The organism is Alphaproteobacteria bacterium, assembly GCA_017308135.1.
Classification (GTDB): domain Bacteria; phylum Pseudomonadota; class Alphaproteobacteria; order CACIAM-22H2; family CACIAM-22H2; genus Tagaea.
This window is the reverse complement of the sequence record JAFKFM010000007.1, coordinates 285,728-303,625: the sequence shown is the minus strand read 5'-3', so window position 1 is coordinate 303,625 and position 17,898 is coordinate 285,728. Positions and strand designations below refer to the sequence as shown.

Sequence of the window (17,898 nt, the reverse complement as noted above, 5' to 3'; positions counted from 1 at the left end):
GAAGTCCCCCCTGCCGCTCGACGGCATTCGCGTCATCGACTTCACCCAGGTGATGATGGGCCCGTGTGCCACGCAGATGCTGGGCGATTACGGTGCCGACGTGATCAAGATCGAACGCCCGGGTGCGGGCGATCTGTCGCGCACGGCCTTCCCCAACGATCCCGCCGGCCTGCAAGGCCCGGTCTTCTGCTCGCTCAACCGCAACAAGCGTTCAATCGCGCTCGATTTGCGCAAGCCCGAAATGCGCGAGGTCGTGCTGCGCCTGATCGACGGCGCCGACGTCGTCGCCAACAACTTCCGTGCGGGCGTGATGGAACGCATGGGCTTCGGCTATGAAGACCTCGCCAAGCGCAATCCGCGTTTGATCTACGCGGTGGGCACGGGCTACGGCCTGACCGGCCCTTATGCGCATAAAGGCGGCCAGGACGTTCTGGCCCAGGCGATGAGCGGCACAATGATGCGCCGCTCCGATGAATCGCTGCCGCTGTCGATCTACCCGACGACCTTCGCCGATTATTCGGCCGGTATGCATATGGTCCAAGGCGTGCTGCTGGCGCTGCTGCAGCGCGCGCGCACCGGGCGCGGCCAGCTCGTCTCGGTCTCGCTGCTCGATTCGATGATCGCCGCCCAGATGCAGGAAGCGACGGCGCATATGATGCGCGGGCGCGAAGTGAATTGGGGCGCGATGCCGCTCTCGGGCGTGTTCCCCACGACCGACGGCGCCGTGGTGCTGGTCGGCGCGTTCAAGGCCGATCCGCTGCGCGACATCGCCAACGCGCTCGAAATTCCGGCCCTCGCCGACGATCCGCGCTTCGCCACCCACGAATTGCGCGTCGCCAATAAGGCGGCCTTGCACGACATCTTCCGCAAGCGCTTCGCGAGCTATACGACCGCACGCTTGTTGGAGCGGTTGGAAGAACAGGATCTGCTCTGCGCGCCGGTGCGCACCTTGGCGACGGCGCTCGCCGACGAGCAAACGGCGATCAACGGCATGGTGCTGGAGGCGCAAGGTCCGACCGAGAAGATGCGCGTCGTCGGTTCGCCCGTGCATCTCTCCGATGCGCCGGTGACGATCCGTATCGTGCCGCCGGGCTTGGGCGAGCATACCGACGAAGTTCTCGCCTCGCTCAAGGCGGAAGCGGTCTGATGCCGATCCGCTTCGACCTCGCCGATCACGTCGCGCGCGTCACGATCGACCGGCCGGAAGTCCTCAACGCCATCGACGCGGCCGCCGAGGCCGAGTTGCAGGCGATCTGGGCGCGCATCGAAGCGGACCGGAACGTGCGCTGCGTCGTGCTGACGGGTGCGGGCGATCGCGCCTTCAGCGCCGGCGCCGACATGAAAGGCAATTCCGGCAAATCGGGCCTGGAATATTGGGCGCAGGAACGGCCCGGCGGTTTCGGCGGCATCGCATTGCGTCAAACTTTGGACGTGCCGGTCATCGCGCGGGTCAACGGCCATGCGCTGGGCGGCGGATTCGAGATGGTGCTCGGCTGCGATATCGTGGTTGCGGCGGCGGAAGCGAGTTTCGGCCTGCCCGAAGCGCGCGTCGGGCGCTTGCCGCTCGACGGCGGCATGACGCTGCTGCAACGCCAAATCCCGTTCCGCCAAGCGATGGGCGTATTGCTCACGGGGCGGCGCATTCAAGCGGCCGAAGCCTTGAGCATGGGTATCGTCAACGAGGTTGTGCCGCGCGCGGAACTCGACGCGGCCGTCGAACGCTGGATCGCCGAAATTCTGGTTTGCGCGCCGTTGTCCGTGCGCGCGATCAAGCAAACCGTGCGGCGGGCTGCGCATCTCACGGCCGTCGAGGCGCAGGCGCTGCGTCTACCCGCCGTCGTCGAGGCGTTGACCTCCCAGGATAGCGAAGAAGGTGTCGCCGCCTTCCGCGAAAAGCGCAAACCGGTCTGGAAAGGCCGCTGATGCCCTTCGTCATCGCCTCGCCCTGCATCGACGTGAAGGACAAGGCCTGTTTGAAGGTCTGTCCGGTCGATTGCATCTACGAAGGCGGGCGCACGCTCTATATCCACCCGACCGAATGCATCGATTGCGGGCTGTGCGAGACCGTGTGTCCCGCCGACGCGATCCATGCCGACGACGCGCTGCCGGAGGCCGAGAAGCCGTTCCTGGCCGTAAACGCCGAGTTCTTCGGCGCGGAAGTCACCGGCTGGGGCTCGCCCGGCGGCGCCGACGCCAAACACACGACCGAGCGCGATCATCCGCTGGTCGCGGCGTGGCCGCGCCGCTAACATCGCGCGATGCATGCGGCCGTCCTTCGATATTTCCGCGAAATCGCGCGCCACGGCTCGATCCGCCGCGCCGCAAGCGCGTTGCATGTGGCGCCCAGCGCCGTTGACCGCCAGCTTTTGAAGCTCGAAGCCGAACTGGGCGTGCCGGTCTTCGACCGATTGCCCGGTCGCATGCGCTTGAACCGCGCGGGCGAAATCCTGCTCCAGCATGTTTCCGGCACGCTCGCCGATTTCGACCGCGTGCGCGCGGAGATCGACGACCTCAGCGGCGTGAAGACCGGCCATGTGACCATCGCCGCCGTCGACTCGTTGCTGGTCGAATTCCTGCCCCAGGCGCTGGGCCGTTTCCGCGCCGATTTCCCGGCGGTCAATTTCACCATGCTGGCGGTCGAGCCCGCGCGCATCCCGGGCGACGTCGCGGCCGGCCGCGCCGATCTCGGCCTCACCTTCGTCTCCGACCCGCCGGCGGGCACAAAATTCGTCGCGTCCTTCGCGGCCCCCATCGGCGTGATCATGGCCGCGGGGCATCCGCTCGCCCGCAAACGCGCGGTGCGCTTCGACGAGGCGCGCGGCTTCCCCTTCCTGGGCCAGCAAGGCCCGCTGCCGAAAAGTGCCGACATCGATCCGAATTTCGCGGCGTTCCGCGACGGTTTGGAACCCACGCTGATCTCCAACGCGATCCCCGTGTTCAAACACGTGATCCGCGAAGGCTGGGGCATCGCCTTTTTCACGCGCTTCGGCTTCCTGCGCGAGATCGCCGATGGCGAGCTGGCGTGGCGGCCCTTCGCGTCGCGCCGCATCAACACGCTGAAGCTCGGCCTGATCGTGCCCGAAGCGCGCAAACTGCCCTCGGTCGCGCAATCGCTGGCCGAGCGTTTGATCGACGAGCTCAAGCGCCTGGAAAGCACGCCATGAGCCTGTGCATCGCCAATGCCGATATCCTGATCGACGCCGCGTTCCGGCGCGGCGCCGTTTTGATCGAGAAGGGCCGCATCGCCGCGATCGGCTTTGGCGGCGACGCGCAAGCGCTGAAGGCTCGCGCCGCAACGGCGACGGATGCGAACGGCCTCGCGCTCATTCCCGGCTTCGTCAACGCGCATCACCATTCCTATGCGAACGCGTTGCGCGGCACGCAGAACGCGCTGCCGCTGGAGCTGTGGGCACTTTACACCGTCGCCTATGGCCGCAATATCGACGAGAAACTGCTGCGCCTCGCGATCCTGACGGGTGCCGCGGAAATGCTGCGCCATGGCGTGACCGGCGTGATCGACCATTCGCCGCCGGTACGGCGCGGCCCCGCCTCCTTCGCGGCGCATGTCGAAAGCGGCATGCGCGTGGCTTTCGCGCCGTTTTTCCACGACACGCACGACCACGATTTGCTCGGCTTCGAACTACCCGCCGCCTTGCGCGCGGGCGTCGAAGGACTCGGATTTCCGCAAGCCGATCTGGTCGTCGATGTTTTCGCGCAGCTTGCCGCCGCGAATGGCGCCGGCCGCGTGCGCGTGTTGCTCGGCCCCAACGCGCCGCAGCGCTGCTCGCCCGGCCTGCTCGATCTCTGGGCGCGATTGCGCGAGCGGCACGGCTTCGGCAGCCATACGCATTTGCTGGAAACCCGCGCGCAAGCGATCGCCTGCGCGCGGCACTGGCCCGACGGCATCGTCGTCGAGATGGATCGACGTGGGCTTCTCGACGATCGCTTGGCCGTCGCGCATGGCGTGTGGCTCACGCCCAAGGAACGCGATCTGTTGGCCGCGCGCGGCGTCACGGTCGTCCATAATCCCGCCAGCAATCTGATGCTCGCCTCCGGCATTCTGCCCGCGTCCGATCTGCGCCAGCGCGGCGTGCGAATGGCGCTCGGCAGCGATTCCGCCAATACCGGCGGCTCCGCCGACCCGTTCGAATTGATGCGCTTGGCAACGATGATCGGCCGTGTGGGCACCGACTGGGAATCGTGGCTCGACGCGGAAACCGCTTTCGCGATGGCAACGACAGGCGGTGCCGCCGCGATGGGGCTTGGCGGCGAGATCGGCAAGATCGAAACGGGTCGCATCGCCGATCTCGTCCTGGTCGACATGTCCGGCACCACCTCGACCGAACCACCATGCGTCGAAACGCTGGTCCGCCATTGCGGGCCCGCGTCGGTGCGCGCCACGATGGTCGGCGGTGCTTGGGTCTATCGCGACGGCAAGGTTCTGGCCTTCGACGAAGCGGCGATACGCCGCGATCTCATCGACGCGGCCGCCGAATTCCGCGAACGCTGCGCGGCCGAGCTTGCCATCGCGCGCGAAGCGCATCGCGTTTTCGACCCGCAACTGCGCGCGTTGTTAGATGTGTAGTACCGCCGCCTAGGCTTTCGTCCCGGTCTTGCGCGCGGGCGCCGGCGCGCCGAAAGCGCCGTTGGCCGCGAGCTTCGCGATCTCGTCGCCGCCATAGCCGAAATCGGCGAGCACTTCGTCACGATGTTCGTCGAGTTGCGGGGGCGCACGGTAGACCTGCGTGGGCGTGCCTTCGAGGCGGAACGGGCTCGACACCGCCTTCACGGTCTCGCCGCCGAACTCGAACGACGCCACGCCGCCCGCGGCTTGAAGCTGCTCGTGCTCGGCCGCTTCGCCGATATTATTGAGCTTGGCGACGTTGACCTTTACGGCGCCCAGGCGCGCGACGATCTCGTGGCTCGGCAAACGCCGCGTGACGGAGGAGATCGCCTCGATCACTTCGGCGCGGCGCGTCTGGCGATCGCGCACGGTTTTGTATTCGGGCCGGTCGAGCAGGCCCGCATCGAGGGCGCGTGCGCAGCGATCCCACATCGCGTCGCTCGGCGCGATGATAACGACATTGCCGTCGGCGGTCGGGAAAACCTGATTGGGCACGCTCAGATGATTCGCCGTGCCCATCGCCTTGCGCACGACGCCGTCGATCCAATATTCGGAATAAAAATAATTGACCAGATGCGCGGAGCTGAGCAGCAGCGAGGCTTCGACGCGCTGCCCCTTGCCGGTGCGTTCGCGGCTGAGCAGCGCCGCCAGCACGGCGCTGACCATCGCGAGCGAGCCGTGCAGATCGATGATGGCGCTGCCCACGCGCACCGGCGGACGGTCGGGTTCGCCCGTCAGACTCATCAACCCGCTATGCGCCTGCAGGGCCAAATCGTTGGCGCCGAAATCGCGCAACGGACCGGTCGGGCCATAGGCGAAGAACTCGCCATAAACCAGGCGCGGATTGCGGGCACTCATCGCCGGATAATCCATGCGCCATTTCGTCATGGCGCCGGGGCGGAAATTATGGAGCAGCACGTCCGACTTCTCGATCAGACGGCACGCCACGTCGCGGCCCGCAGGCGTTTGCAGATCCAGCGCGATGCTGCGCTTGTTGCGATTCAGCGCCAGAAACGACGCGCTCACGCCCAAACGCGGATCGGTGCCTTCGGTCAAACCCAGATGGCGGGCTTCGTCGCCGCCGATCGGCGTTTCGATCTTGATCACGTCGGCGCCCAAATCGCCGAAAATCTGCGCCGCCGCAGGGCCTGCGAAGACCCGCGAGAAATCCAGAACCTTGATACCGTCGAGTGCGCCGACCACGTCATTCACCCCGATATTGTCGCTTCACGCTGCCGGCGCGTAGACGAGCGCTTCGCCGACGGTCAGCTTTTTGCCTGTATCGTCTTCGCACCACACGTCGAACTGATAGGCCGTCTCGCCCGCCTCGTTGCGCGCCTTGGCCGTGACCTTGGCGACGCAGATGACGATCTGATCCTCGTAGATCGGCGCGATGTATTTCGTGCGCAGGCGGCCCTTGCGGGCGAGCGCGCGGCCGAACACGTCGAACAGCAAACCTTGGATCCAGTTCGTCGACACCATGCCGTCGGCGATGATGCCGGGCAGGCCCTGCTTCTTCGCATAGGCGTCGTCGTCGTGGATCGTCGGCGGCTGGGTATGGATGCGGCCGTCGTCGATCGCGACGGTCGGCTGCGCGTCGACGTAGCGGCGCATGCGCTCGCGCGTCATCGGCCGCGGGGCGGAGCGCAATTCGGCGCCGATCTTGAGGTCGACGATGGAAGCGCCGCTCATCACTTCTTCTCCGATTTCTGCGCGTAGGCCAGGATCGACGTGTCGCGATAGGCGATCAGCAGCGCGTTATCCGTCGCGCGGCGCAATTCCATCTCCATCACCACGTATTCGCGCCCGCGCCGCTCGTAGCGTTCGCTGACCACGCCCGAAACGCTGAGCTTGTCGCCCACGCGCACTTCACCATGGACCGTTGCGTCGTATTCGTAATGGATGCGCGCACTCGGCCCCGTGCCCTTCGGGCAGCCGTGGCGATAGAGGCGCAGCTTGTCGAGATGGATCAGCGTGGGCGGCGCCAGCGGATCGTCGATGCCTTGCAGGAAATCGTGATGCAGCTCGTTGGCGTGGGAATATTCGCGCACGACGAACGCGCTCATCGTGTACTCGACCGGACCGATCCGATCGCCGACTTCCAAGTCGCAGACATAACCGCCGATCGCCAAAACGCATCCCCTCCCGTTCGTGTTGCCTCAATCGCGAAATAACAAGACGGGGCCTTCGGGATAAGCCGTAACCGGCGATTAGGAACTTTTCACCGCCCGCAAACGATCCGTAAGGCTTTCGAGTTCAACGCGTTTCCGGAACGCCGCCAACGGCGCCGCGGCGCGGAACGCGGACGATTCGGTATTTCAATCCCTTGCCGCTTCGTGGCCGGATCGCTAGCCTTCGTTGCAACAGAGGAAAAGATCAGGAGGAAGCGATGGAATGGCTGCGCGCCGCCGAGTTGTTCGTGAACGTCGTCCAATTGGGCAGTCTTTCCGCCGCCGCACGGCGTTGCGGCGTGTCGCCCGCGACCGTTTCGCGCATCATCCATTCGCTGGAGGAGGATGTCGGCGGAAGGCTGCTGAACCGCACCAGCCGTAAGCTCAACCTCACCGAAGCGGGCGAGTTCTATTACGGCCGGATCGATCAGATCCTGCATCAAATCCAAGAAGCCAACGACAGCGTCGCGCGATTGCAGGCCAATCCGCGCGGCACGCTGCGCGTCCATTCGCGCATGCTGGTCGGCAATCAATATATCGCCCCGGCACTCCCCGAATTCATGCGCCGCTTCCCCGAGATCAGCGTCGATCTGACGCTGTCGAACTACGCGATCGATTTGATCGCGCAGAATGTCGATGTCGATATCCGCATCGGCAAGTTGGAGGATTCGTCGCTGGTGGCGCGCAAGCTAGCGAGCGCGCATCGCATCGTGTGCGCGGCACCGTCTTACTTGAAGAACTGCCCGCCGCTCGAAAAGCCGCTCGACCTGACGAACCACAACTGCTTGACCTACCGGATCAATCTGGGCCGGCCGGTGTGGCGCTTCATCGACAAGGCCGGCAAGCTGCTGGAAGTGCCGGTCGCGGGCACGCTGCAATCCGATAACGGCCCGGCTTTGCTCAGCGCCACGCTGGCGGGCGTGGGCGTTTCGGTCATGCCCGATTGGGCGGTGAAGGACGACATCGCCGCCGGGCGGCTGGTCAGCGTTTTGCCCGGCTATCAGGCGAGCCATATCGAATTCGACAACGGAATCTACGCCGTGTTCCAGCACGCGACGCAGATCCCCAGCAAAGTGCGCGTCTTCGTCGACTATATCGCCGCCCATTTCAAGGAACGGCTGGGCGAGCCCGCACGGCGCGCCGAACCGGTTATGGAACTGGCGGCGGCGGGATGATCTTGTCGATCTCGGCGAGCTCGGCCGCCGAGAGCGACCACGCGGCGGCGGCGGCGTTGGCATCGACCTGTTCGGGCTTCGTGGCCCCGGCGATGACGCTGCCGACGATCGGCTGGGCGAGCAGCCACGCGAAAGCGAGATCGAGCAGCGTTTTTCCGCGCGCCTTGCAGAACGCCTCCAGCTTTTCGATCGCGTCCCAATTGGCGCCGGTCATGTAGCGCTCGGCGAGTTTGGGCGTGCTGGAAAGCCGCGCGCCTTCGGGCATCGGGCCTTTGCGCGAATACTTGCCCGACAGCAAACCGCCAGCGAGCGGATAGAAAGGCAGCAAGCCGACGCCCTTGCTTTGCGCGGCGGGGATGAGATCGCTTTCCACGCGGCGATCGAGCAGGCTGTATTCCGCCTGCACCGAAATGAATTCCGACACGCCGGCGTTCTTGGCCGTCCACGCCGCATCGACCAAGCGCCAGCCGGTCGTGTTCGACCAGCCGACGTAACGCACCTTGCCCTGGCGGACGAGATCTTCGAGCGCGCGTAAGGTTTCCTCGATCGGCGTCAGCTTATCGGTGACGTGGAATTGGTAGAGATCGATCCAATCGGTCTTGAGACGGCGTAAACTCGCTTCGACCGCCGACATCACATAGCGGCGCGAGCCGCCTTTCAACACGCCGACATCGTCCATCGGCCAGCCGAATTTGGTGGCCAGCACGATCGCGTTTCGGCGTGCACCCAGCACTTCGCCCATCAGCGTTTCCGAGCCGCCGCGATTGCCGTAACCGTCGGCCGTATCGAACAAAGTGATGCCGCGTTCGATCGCGCGATCGATCACCGCGCGCGTCGCGTCGAGGCCGATTCGCCCGCCGAAATTGTTGCAGCCCAAGCCGACGGCGGAGACGCGCAGGCCCGAAGCCCCGAGATTTCGTAGATTCATGGAAGCGTGATCCTCAGGCGGGTTCGGTGGCGGCGATGGACGGGCGCTGCAGCAGGCGCTGGCGCAACGCGCTCAGGCCCGGATGGGACGTCGCAAGACCTTCGAACTCCGGCAGGCGGCGCGGCACATAACCGAGCACGCAGGCGACCGCGATCGTGCCGAGGTCGAAGTTTTTGTCGAGACCGGCGGCCTGGGATTCCAGCTCCGCCATCGTCCGCTTCACCTTGTCGAGGTTCCAGGCGATGAAATCGGCCGATTGCTGGGCCGCCGGACGCAAACGCTCGTTGCGCACCAGGATCGACGCTTCGATGATTCCGTCGCAATCGGCGATCCGGGTCAGAGCTTTCCAGCGCGCGAGGCCGCTGCGCGCCAACAGCTTGGCGCCGCCGAATTCTGCGTCAAGATATTCGGCGATGACCGGGCTGTCCTTGATCGCCGTGCCGTCGTCGAGCACCAAAATGGGGATTTTCCCCAATGCGCTAACGGGGATCACCGCTTCGGGTTTCTGACGCGGATTGACGTCGACCAGCGCGACCTTGTCGGCCAAGCCGTGCTCGTGAATCACCACATGGACCTTGCGGCCATAGGGCGACATGGCGTTTCCGAAAAGGCGCATCCCGTCCGATTCCTCCCTGACGTGGCGGCGCGACACCGTACTCCCGCCGCCGGAGAGATCACTACCGGGCGGCGGGCCGGGAAGCCACCCCGGCGGCGAATAAGCAGCTTTCCGGTCCGTGCAACCCTCCCCCGCTCCCGGCGCGTTTTCTTCGCACTTGCGTCCGCTACCGGGCCGGACGACCTTGCACGGAATGTAATCCGTGCCGTCGCATGCGCTTCGCGCTTACGTCGCGCGAAAAACTGGTTTGCGTCCCCCCGGCATTTGCGGCGTCGATACCCGGGAATATGGTCGCGCATGGTTCGCGCGATCGCGCAGGGCCGATCCGGGAGGAACGCAAAGATGAAATCAATCGGGAATTTGGGCCGCGCCGCCGTACTGGGCGGGGCCATGCTGTTCTCGAACGCGGCGATGGCCCAGCAAACGGTGGTCGTCGCCTCGTTCGGCAGCCTTTGGCAGGAAGTCCTCGAAAAGGCGCTGGCGCCGTTCGAAAAGGAAAACAACGTCAAGGTCCGTTTCACCGCCGGCAGCTCCGCCGATAACGTGACGCGCGCCATCGCCGCGAAGGACCGCCCCGACGTCGACGTCGTGATGGGCGAGGAAATGACCTTCGCCCAGGGTCTTCAGGCCGGCATTTTCACCAAGCTCGACCCCGCTTTGATCCCCAACCTCGCCAAGGCCGTGGGCCCGGCGAAGATGGGCGACGGCACGGGCGTGGGCGTCATCATGCAGAGCATCGGCCTGTTCTATCACACGGCCAATTTCCAGAAGGCCGGATTGCAGCCGCCGACTTCGTGGATGGACCTGGTCGATCGCAAGCTGTGCAATCGCGTCGGCTTCATGCATCCCAGCGTCTCGTTCAGCTATTACGCGCTGATGATGTTGGGCGGCGGCAAGCCCGCGGACATTCCCAAGGGCATCGACAAGGTCGTCGAGTTCAAGAACTGCATCGAAACGGTCGATCCGTCGGGCGCCAAGCATGTCGAACGCGCGCAGCTGGGCGATTTCGACATCGGCGTTCTGGCCCATCAACTCGTCGTCTCGCTCGCCGATCGCGGCGCACCGCTGAAGTTCGTGACGCCCAAGGAAGGCGGCATCCTTCAGTTCACGACGATGGCCGTGGCCAAGAACAGCCCGAACCCCACGATGGCGCAGAAGGTCGTCAACGAATTGCTGTCCGAACGCGTGCAAGCGATGTTCGTCGAGCAGTTCAAGGCGAGCCCGGTCGTCACCGGCGTTACCGTGCCGCCCGCGTTGATCGCAGCGGGCGCGCCCGATCCGGCCGATGTTTCCAAATTCATCGGGATCGACGGGGCCCAGCTTCTGCCCGATCGCGCCCGCCTGACGCAGCAATTCGTCCGGGCGATGGCGCAGTAACTTTCGAACGAAGCGACGATCCGGCGGCCATGCATGGCCGCCGGATCCATTTCGAGGACGGCATGACTTCACTTTCCGCGACCGACGCCCAGTATTTGCGCCTTTCCGGCATTACGAAACTCTATGGCGGCATCCCCGTCGTCAACGACGTGACCTTCGGCGTGACGCGCGGCGAGGTTCTGACCATTCTGGGCCCGTCGGGTTGCGGCAAAACGACGACGTTGAAGATGATCGCGGGGTTCCTCGCGCCCGATCAGGGATCGATTGCGATCGACGACAAACGCGTGGACACGCTGTCCAGCCACCAGCGCGGGGCCGCGATGGTGTTCCAGAACTACGCTTTGTTCCCGCATATGACCGTGCGCCGCAACGTCGCGTTCGGCCTGCGCATGCAGAAACTGCCAGCGGCACAGATCGCGCGCGAGGTCGACGAGATGCTGGCGCGCGTGCGCCTCGACCCCTATGCCGAGCGTTACCCCAAGGAATTGTCCGGCGGCCAGCAGCAGCGCGTGGCGCTCGCGCGCGCGCTGATCATCAAGCCCAAGATCCTGCTGCTCGACGAGCCGTTCTCCAGTCTCGACGCCAAGCTGCGCAAGCAATTGCGCGTCGAGTTCCTGGAAGTGCATCGCGCCTTCGGCATCACCTCCATTTTCGTGACCCACGATCTGGAGGAAGCTTTCGCGATTTCCGACAAGGTCGCGGTGATGAATGGCGGCCTGCTCGAGCAGATCGGCTCGCCGGTCGAGATCTTCGCGCGGCCGCGCTCGCGCTTCGTCGCCGATTTCGTCGGCCACAAGAATTTGATTTCGGGCGATGTCGCGAACGGCGTGCTGACCGCCGGCGCGCTATCGATGAAAATGCCCGCCGGAACGGCGAATGGCCCGACGCAAGTCACCGTGCCCGTCCATCGCGTGCGCATTTCGCGCGGGCCCGTTTCCGGCGACAACGCCTACACCGCCGCCGTCTCAAGCGTCACGTTCCTCGGCCCCGCGATGCAGATCGGACTCGAAATCGCCGGGACGGCATTCGAGGTCTATTCGCCGTCGACCGCCGAGCTCGCCGATCTCGCCATCGGCGATCGCGTCAACGCGGCGTGGGATGCCGGTGACGTGACGGCGATTCCGTCGAGCCGGAGCTAGAGCGATGGATCGCGCCACAACCCGCGCCGCTTGGCTTCTCTGCCTGCCGATGCTCGTTTTTCTCGGCGTCTTCTTCATCGTGCCCGTCGGCCAGATGCTGGGGCTGGCGCTGTCGCCCAAGGGCGACGGCTATTCCTTGGACCTGATCGCGAATGTCGTCGCCGACCCGTTCTATCAGCGCGTCGCGATCCGCACGCTGCGCATCAGCCTGATCACGACGGTGATCAGCGTCATCATCGCCTATCCGGTGGCGCTGCATCTGCGCAACGTGGGCCCGCGCTGGCAATCGGCGATCATCCTGGTGATGGTCTCGCCGCTGCTGACCAGCGTGGTCGTGCGCACCCTCGCCTGGGTCGTGCTGCTGTCGCAGCGCGGCATTCTGAACCAAGCCTTCACCGGTGTGGGCCTACCGCCGATGCGCATGCTTTATGTCGAAGGCGCGGTCATTCTCGGTCTCGTCCATGTTTTCTTCGGCTACATGGTCGTGTCGCTGATGACCTCGATCCGCAAGATCGACGAAAATCTCTACACCGCCGCCGCCAATCTGGGCGCCAGCCGCTGGCGCCAGCATCTGGAAATCACGCTGCCGTTGAGCCTGCCGGGCGTCCTGACCGGCGCGCTGCTGGTCTTCATCCTCAGCGCCAGCGCCTACGCCACACCGTCGCTCCTCGGCGGGTTGCGCATCAGCATGCTGGCGGTCGAGGTATTCAACCAAGCCATCACCTATTTCAACTGGCCGGAGGCGGCGGCGATTTCGATCGCGTTGTTCGTCGTCATCGCGGCGATCGTCTGGCTGGTCACGCGCGTGGCCGAAGGCGGCAAGCGCAAGGTGATCTTCCAATGATCCCGAACGCCGAACGCTTGATCCTGGGCGCTTGGACGGCGCTGATCTGCGTGTTCATGCTGGGGCCGCTGGTCGTGATGTTCGCGATCTCCGTCACCGCTTCGGGCTATATCAGCCTGCCCTACGAGGGCATCAGTCTGCGCTGGTATCACGACATGCTGCGCCAGACCGTGTTCATCGACGCGGCGATCAACAGCGTCGTCCTCGCCCTCCAAGCCACGGCGATTTCCGTCGTCCTCGGCACGGCCACGGCGATCGCGGTCACGCGCTATCGTTTTCCGGGACGCGGCATCATCCTGATGCTGGCGGGCGCGCCCTTGTTCGTGCCGCTGGTGATGACGGGCCTCGCCATCCTGATCTTCTTCTCCGCGATCGGCATCGGCGGCCCTGCGGAACGCCTGCTCGTCGCCCATATCTGCCTGACGCTGCCCTACATCGTGCGCATGGTCAGCGTGTCGCTCGCCGGTTTCGACTGGAACCAGGAAGCGGCCGCACTCAATCTCGGCGCGTCGCGCTTGCGGGCATTCGTCGAAGTGACGCTGCCGCAAATCCTGCCCGGCGTGATCGCGGGGGCCGCCTTCGCCTTCATCATCTCGTTCGACGATGTCGGCATTTCGATCTTCCTGACGGGGGCCGCCTACAAGACGCTGCCGGTCGAACTCTACGCCTTCGCCGCGTTCGACCTGACGCCGATGATCGCCGCCGTGTCGGTCGCGATGATCCTGTTCTCCGCCGCTTTCGTGCTGCTGATCGAACGTCTGTTCGGCGTGCAGAAAGTGCTGGCGGGCGAGGTCGGGACCAAAAACCCGGCCGCCTGACATTCGACAACCTCAACAATCGGACAAACACGCGCCATGAACCAGATCGATCTGAAGAACCGTATCGCCATCATCACGGGGGGCTCGGGCGGCATCGGCTTCGCCACCGTCGAGCGTTTCATCGCTTCCGGCGCCACGGTCGTGATCTGGGATCTCGATCAAAAGACCATCGACGAAGCCGTCGCCAAGGCGCCCGGCGCCACGGGCATCCGCGTCGACGTGACGGACGAGGACTCGGTCAAGGCGGGCGTGGCGGAAGTGATTCGCCGTCACGGCAAGATCGACATTCTGGTGAACGGCGCGGGTGTGACCAACCCGCGCACGCTGGTCGTCGACTATTCGCTGGCCCTGTGGCGCAAGATGTTCGACGTCAACATGACCGGCACCTTCCTGTGCAGCCGCGAAGTCGTGCCGCATATGCAGAAGGCCAATTACGGCCGCATCGTCAATTTGGGCTCGGTCTCGGGCAAGGAAGGCAATCCGTTCTCCTCGGGCTATTCGGCCTCGAAGGCGGCGGTGCATTCCTTCACCAAATCGCTGGGCAAGGAACTCGCGGCGACCAATATCCGCGTCAACGCGGTCGCCCCGGCGATCATCGCGACCAAGAATCTCTTCCACGACATGCCGGAAGAGATGAAGAAGCTGTGGGTGTCGCGCGTTCCCATGGGCCGCGCGGGCTTGCCCGAGGAAGTCGCCGCGATGATCACGTGGCTGGCGTCGGAGGACGTGTCGTTCTCGACCGGCGCCACGTTCGATATCTCGGGCGGCCGCGCGACCTACTAATGCAGGACCGGTTCAGCGCGCGGCATAGACCGCGCGTTCGAACCGGTCGAACACGTCCAGCACCTGCTTGTCGGCGAAGGGCAGGATCTGGGTCAGCAGCACGCCCGCCACGCCGCTGGCCGGATCGATCCAGTAATAGCAATTGCTGAGCCCGGCCCAGGCGAGGCTGCCCGCCTTGCGGGCTCCCGGCACATCCTCGAAATTCACCATGAAGCCGAGCCCCCAGCCCTTGCGAATACCGGGCAGGAAATCGGCGGCGTTCGACAATTCCGGCAAGGCCGGATCGAGCTTCGACACCGGCAGCGTGCCGGTCTGATTCTCCGGCAGGCGGCGCACCGTTTCCGGCTTCAAGAATTGCCGGTCGCCGACGCGGCCCTCATTGAGGATCATCCGCGCGAAGGCCAGATAGTCGTCGAGCGTCGAGTTAAGGCTGCCGCCGCCCGGCCAATACTCACGGCCTTGGACGGGCGAACGCTGGAACGGCGTCAAACGCCCGTCGGCTTCGCGCCGATGCGCGGTCGCCATCCGCGCCTGCTGGACTTGCGTCAATTCGTAGCCCGAATCCGACATGCCCAGCGGCGCGAAGACATGATCGCGCAGATAGGCGTCGATCGTTTGACCGCTGACGCGTTCGATGAACTGCCCAACCCAGTCGTGGCTGATGCCGTATTGCCAGACCGTGCCCGGATCGCCGACCAAAGGCAGGTTCAGCGCGGCGCGCTTGGCCGTGCTGGTCGGCGGCGTGCCGCTCGCGGTGAGGTAGCGCAGCGTATCGGCGTGCCAGACATGTTCGGGAAAACCCGACGAGTGGGACAGCAACTGGCCCAGCGTGATGGCGCCGCGCGCGGGGCGCAGCTTGGGCTTTCCCGAAGCGTCGAAGCCTTCGAGCACTTGCGGATTGGCGAGTTCCGGCAGGATGCGCGCGATCGGTTCGTCGGTGCGCACGACGCCCTTTTCGACCAGCCCCATCGCCGCGATCGAGGTGATCGCTTTGGTCATCGAGGCGATCCAGAAAATATTGTCCGGGGTCATCGCCGCGTCGCCGCCGGCGGCGACCTTCCCCGCGGCCGAACGTAAAACAGTGCCCTCGCGCGTGGTGATCCCCGCGACGATTCCCGAAGCCGCGTTGGTCGCGACCGCTTCATTCAGCAATTCTTCGATTTTCTTCAAGCCCATTGGCGCCTCGGCGATGATCGGGAAGCGAGTATAAGCCCGGGCTGGCTTGCGCGCGCGAACAGGCAGCTTCCCGCCCGCCGAAACGATCCGGCCCCCGCGACGTTGCTACACTCGCGGGCGTACAACGGACGAAAGACGGGTGACATGGCGCAAGGCGAGCGGATTTACGGCGTGGGCGTGGTGGGGGCGAGCCCCGAGCGTGGCTGGGCCTTGGCGGCGCATTTGCCGGCGCTGCGCGCCCTAGCGCGTTACGACCTCGCCGCCGTCGCGACGACGCGCCTGGAAACCGCCACGCTCGCCGCCGAGAAATTCGGCGCCAAGCGCGCTTATGGCGATTGGCGCGAATTGGTCGCCGATCCGGCGGTCGATATCGTCGCGATTTGCGTCAAGGTCGCGCATCACCGCGAAATCGCGCTTGGCGCTATCGCCGCCGGCAAGCATCTATTCTGCGAATGGCCGCTCGCTTTGACGACCAGCGAGGCCGAAGAAATCCGCGATGCCGCCGCCAAGCGCGGCGTGAAGGCGATCGTGGGTTTGCAGGGCCGCGCCTCGCCCTATCTCAACGCCATCCGCGATTTGGTCGCGAGCGGCGCCATCGGCCAGGTGATTTCGACGACGCTGGTTTCCTCGCTCAATAATTGGGGGCCGCGTCTGCCGGCGGCCGAAGCCTATCGCACCAAGCGCGAAAGCGGCGCCACGGGCCTGACCGTGCCCGGCGGGCATTCGCTCGACTCGTTCTGCCATTGCGTCGGCCCGTTCGTCGAACTGGCGGCCGTGGTGACGACGCAGCATACGAAATGCGAGATCGTCGAGACGGGCGAGATCATGGACGTGACCGCCCCCGACCAAGTGCTGGTCAGCGGCCGTCTGGCGAGCGGCGCGGTCGCCTCGGTCCACGTAAAGGCCGATATGGCCAACCCGACCGGCGTGCGCTTCGAAATCAACGGCACCGATGGCGATATCGTCGCCATCACCCGCCCGCCGGTCGGCGTGGCGCCGGTCGGCATCCAGCGCGTCGAACTCGACGTTTCGATCGCGCGGCGGCGCAAGAAGCCGTTCGAGCCGGTCGCGGTCGAAACGCGCGATCCGCGCCTGCCGGAAACCCTGACCGGCCCGCCCTTCTATACCGCGCAACTTTACCTGCGCCTGCTCGACGCGCTGGACGGCGGCAACGCCCCCGCCCCCGATTTCGCGGATGCGGCGAAAACCCATCGCCTGCTCGCGGCGGTGCAAACGGCGTCGGATACGGGCATCCGGCAGCGCCTTTAGCCCGGGTTGTTTTCACCGGCGGAGAAGATGGCGTTCGACTCCTGTCCGTTCAGCGTCGGTTGAGCGCGGTCTAGCATCGCGCGCAATCGCCGATTCAACGGGAGTGGTACGCCTTACATGCTTTATCAAACGATCAACGGCGCGCGCGTGCCGGTCCTCGGTTTCGGCACCTGGCATTTGCGCGGCGATTCCGGCCGCGACGCCGTGCGCTATGCGATCGACGTGGGCTATCGCAGCATCGACACCGCCTCGCGCTACGAGAACGAAGTCGAAGTCGGCCAAGCCATCGCGGCCTCGGGCTTGAAGCGCGGCGAACTCTTCGTCGCGACAAAAATCCGCTATCTCGAACTCGAGCCCGACAAGATCGAAGCGCGGATGCGCGAAAGCCTGGATCGCCTGGGGCTCGATTACGTCGATCTGATCATGCCGCATTGGCCGAGCCCGACCTTTCCGATCGCCGACGTGATGAAGGCGCTGCGCGCCGTTCAGGAAAAAGGCTGGGCGCGGCAAGTCGGCATGAGCAACTTCCCCGTCGCCGTGATGCGCGAGGCGGTCGCCGCTTTCGGCGCCCCGCTTTTCGGCAACCAGGTCGAGTACCACCCCTATCTCGACCAATCGGCCGTCCTGGCCGAACTGCGCAAGACCGGCATGCTGCTGACCGCGTGCATTCCGCTGGCGCGTGGCGCCATCGAAGGCGATCCGGTGCTGACCGCGATCGGCGCCAAATACGGCAAGACGGTCGCGCAGGTCACCTTGCGCTGGCTGATCCAGCAACGCGGCGTACTTGCGATACCCAAATCCGGCCAGCACCCGCGCATCAAAGCGAATTTCGAGATCTTCGACTTCGCGCTCGACGCCGACGAAATGGCGCGCATCGGGAGCTTGCGCGGCGGCAAGCGTCTCGTCAGTCCGGATTGGGCACCGGTCGTGTGGGATCAGCCATGGGCCGAACCCGCCGCCATCGTCTGATCGATAACC

The 17,898-nt window shown here is 65.2% G+C and carries 19 protein-coding genes; 13 read left to right on the top strand and 6 right to left on the bottom strand.

Annotation, left to right across the window (positions count from 1 at the left end; all coding sequences use genetic code 11):
* Positions 1–52 precede the first annotated feature (52 nt).
* From J0H39_05915 to J0H39_05895, 5 genes are read left to right on the top strand one after another with little or no spacing between them, the layout of a single operon-like run.
* A complete protein-coding gene (locus J0H39_05915; protein ID MBN9496269.1) occupies positions 53–1,147 on the top strand; it encodes a CoA transferase in 1,095 nt (364 codons plus the stop codon).
* Positions 1,147–1,923: an enoyl-CoA hydratase/isomerase family protein gene (locus tag J0H39_05910; GenBank protein ID MBN9496268.1), complete on the top strand. Its 777-nt coding sequence runs from the start codon at positions 1,147–1,149 to the stop codon at positions 1,921–1,923. Before J0H39_05915 ends, J0H39_05910 begins: the two co-directional genes overlap by 1 nt.
* Complete coding sequence (locus tag J0H39_05905) at positions 1,923–2,249, top strand: ferredoxin family protein (protein MBN9496267.1); 327 nt, start codon at positions 1,923–1,925, stop codon at positions 2,247–2,249. The genes J0H39_05910 and J0H39_05905 overlap by 1 nt, the downstream gene beginning before the upstream one ends.
* A gap of 9 nt (positions 2,250–2,258) precedes the next feature.
* Positions 2,259–3,164: a LysR family transcriptional regulator gene (locus tag J0H39_05900; GenBank protein MBN9496266.1), complete on the top strand. Its 906-nt coding sequence runs from the start codon at positions 2,259–2,261 to the stop codon at positions 3,162–3,164.
* Positions 3,161–4,585 (top strand): amidohydrolase family protein, encoded by a 1,425-nt coding sequence (locus tag J0H39_05895; GenBank protein MBN9496265.1) that lies wholly within the window; start codon positions 3,161–3,163, stop codon positions 4,583–4,585. The genes J0H39_05900 and J0H39_05895 overlap by 4 nt, the downstream gene beginning before the upstream one ends.
* A gap of 9 nt (positions 4,586–4,594) precedes the next feature.
* On the opposite strand, the gene J0H39_05890 is transcribed toward J0H39_05895, so the two are convergent.
* The 3 genes from J0H39_05890 to J0H39_05880 are packed head-to-tail and all read right to left on the bottom strand — an operon-like array spanning position 4,595 to position 6,756.
* On the bottom strand, positions 4,595–5,827 hold the full coding sequence (locus tag J0H39_05890; GenBank protein ID MBN9496264.1) for a CoA transferase: 1,233 nt from the start codon (positions 5,825–5,827) through the stop codon (positions 4,595–4,597).
* Positions 5,828–5,851: 24 nt separating this feature from the next.
* Positions 5,852–6,316 carry a MaoC family dehydratase gene (locus tag J0H39_05885; GenBank protein ID MBN9496263.1) on the bottom strand — a complete coding sequence of 155 codons (465 nt, stop codon included), beginning with the start codon at positions 6,314–6,316 and terminating at the stop codon, positions 5,852–5,854.
* Positions 6,316–6,756, bottom strand: a complete 441-nt coding sequence (locus J0H39_05880; GenBank protein ID MBN9496262.1) for a hypothetical protein — start codon at positions 6,754–6,756, stop codon at positions 6,316–6,318. The genes J0H39_05885 and J0H39_05880 overlap by 1 nt, the downstream gene beginning before the upstream one ends.
* 257 nt (positions 6,757–7,013) lie before the next feature.
* Here J0H39_05880 and J0H39_05875 point away from each other — a divergent pair, with 257 nt between their 5' ends.
* The gene (locus J0H39_05875; GenBank protein MBN9496261.1) at positions 7,014–7,970 is read left to right on the top strand and encodes a LysR family transcriptional regulator; all 957 of its coding nucleotides are present in this window, start codon (positions 7,014–7,016) and stop codon (positions 7,968–7,970) included.
* On the opposite strand, the gene J0H39_05870 is transcribed toward J0H39_05875, so the two are convergent.
* Both J0H39_05870 and J0H39_05865 read right to left on the bottom strand, forming a co-directional pair.
* Positions 7,945–8,898 (bottom strand): aldo/keto reductase, encoded by a 954-nt coding sequence (locus tag J0H39_05870; GenBank protein MBN9496260.1) that lies wholly within the window; start codon positions 8,896–8,898, stop codon positions 7,945–7,947. The two genes, J0H39_05875 and J0H39_05870, sit on opposite strands and share 26 nt — an antisense overlap.
* 13 nt (positions 8,899–8,911) lie before the next feature.
* Complete coding sequence (locus J0H39_05865) at positions 8,912–9,514, bottom strand: glutathione S-transferase N-terminal domain-containing protein (protein ID MBN9496259.1); 603 nt, start codon at positions 9,512–9,514, stop codon at positions 8,912–8,914.
* A gap of 342 nt (positions 9,515–9,856) precedes the next feature.
* Here J0H39_05865 and J0H39_05860 point away from each other — a divergent pair, with 342 nt between their 5' ends.
* The 5 genes from J0H39_05860 (at position 9,857) to J0H39_05840 (ending at position 14,475) form a co-directional block, all read left to right on the top strand.
* Positions 9,857–10,891, top strand: coding sequence for an extracellular solute-binding protein (locus J0H39_05860; protein MBN9496258.1), 1,035 nt, complete (start codon positions 9,857–9,859; stop codon positions 10,889–10,891).
* A gap of 62 nt (positions 10,892–10,953) precedes the next feature.
* Positions 10,954–12,030, top strand: a complete 1,077-nt coding sequence (locus tag J0H39_05855; protein MBN9496257.1) for an ABC transporter ATP-binding protein — start codon at positions 10,954–10,956, stop codon at positions 12,028–12,030.
* Between the two features lie 4 nt (positions 12,031–12,034).
* A complete protein-coding gene (locus J0H39_05850; protein MBN9496256.1) occupies positions 12,035–12,874 on the top strand; it encodes an ABC transporter permease in 840 nt (279 codons plus the stop codon).
* Positions 12,871–13,692 (top strand): ABC transporter permease, encoded by an 822-nt coding sequence (locus J0H39_05845; protein ID MBN9496255.1) that lies wholly within the window; start codon positions 12,871–12,873, stop codon positions 13,690–13,692. Before J0H39_05850 ends, J0H39_05845 begins: the two co-directional genes overlap by 4 nt.
* 36 nt (positions 13,693–13,728) lie before the next feature.
* Entirely contained in the window at positions 13,729–14,475 is a 747-nt protein-coding gene (locus J0H39_05840; GenBank protein ID MBN9496254.1) for an SDR family oxidoreductase, read from the top strand.
* A 12-nt stretch (positions 14,476–14,487) separates the two neighbouring features.
* Here J0H39_05840 and J0H39_05835 read toward each other — a convergent pair whose 3' ends face one another.
* Positions 14,488–15,651, bottom strand: a complete 1,164-nt coding sequence (locus J0H39_05835; protein MBN9496253.1) for a beta-lactamase family protein — start codon at positions 15,649–15,651, stop codon at positions 14,488–14,490.
* A gap of 144 nt (positions 15,652–15,795) precedes the next feature.
* On the opposite strand from J0H39_05835, the gene J0H39_05830 reads away from it, so the two are divergent.
* Both J0H39_05830 and J0H39_05825 read left to right on the top strand, forming a co-directional pair.
* Complete coding sequence (locus J0H39_05830) at positions 15,796–16,920, top strand: Gfo/Idh/MocA family oxidoreductase (GenBank protein MBN9496252.1); 1,125 nt, start codon at positions 15,796–15,798, stop codon at positions 16,918–16,920.
* 117 nt (positions 16,921–17,037) lie between these two features.
* The gene (locus tag J0H39_05825) at positions 17,038–17,889 is read left to right on the top strand and encodes an aldo/keto reductase (protein MBN9496251.1); all 852 of its coding nucleotides are present in this window, start codon (positions 17,038–17,040) and stop codon (positions 17,887–17,889) included.
* Positions 17,890–17,898: the final 9 nt, after the last annotated feature.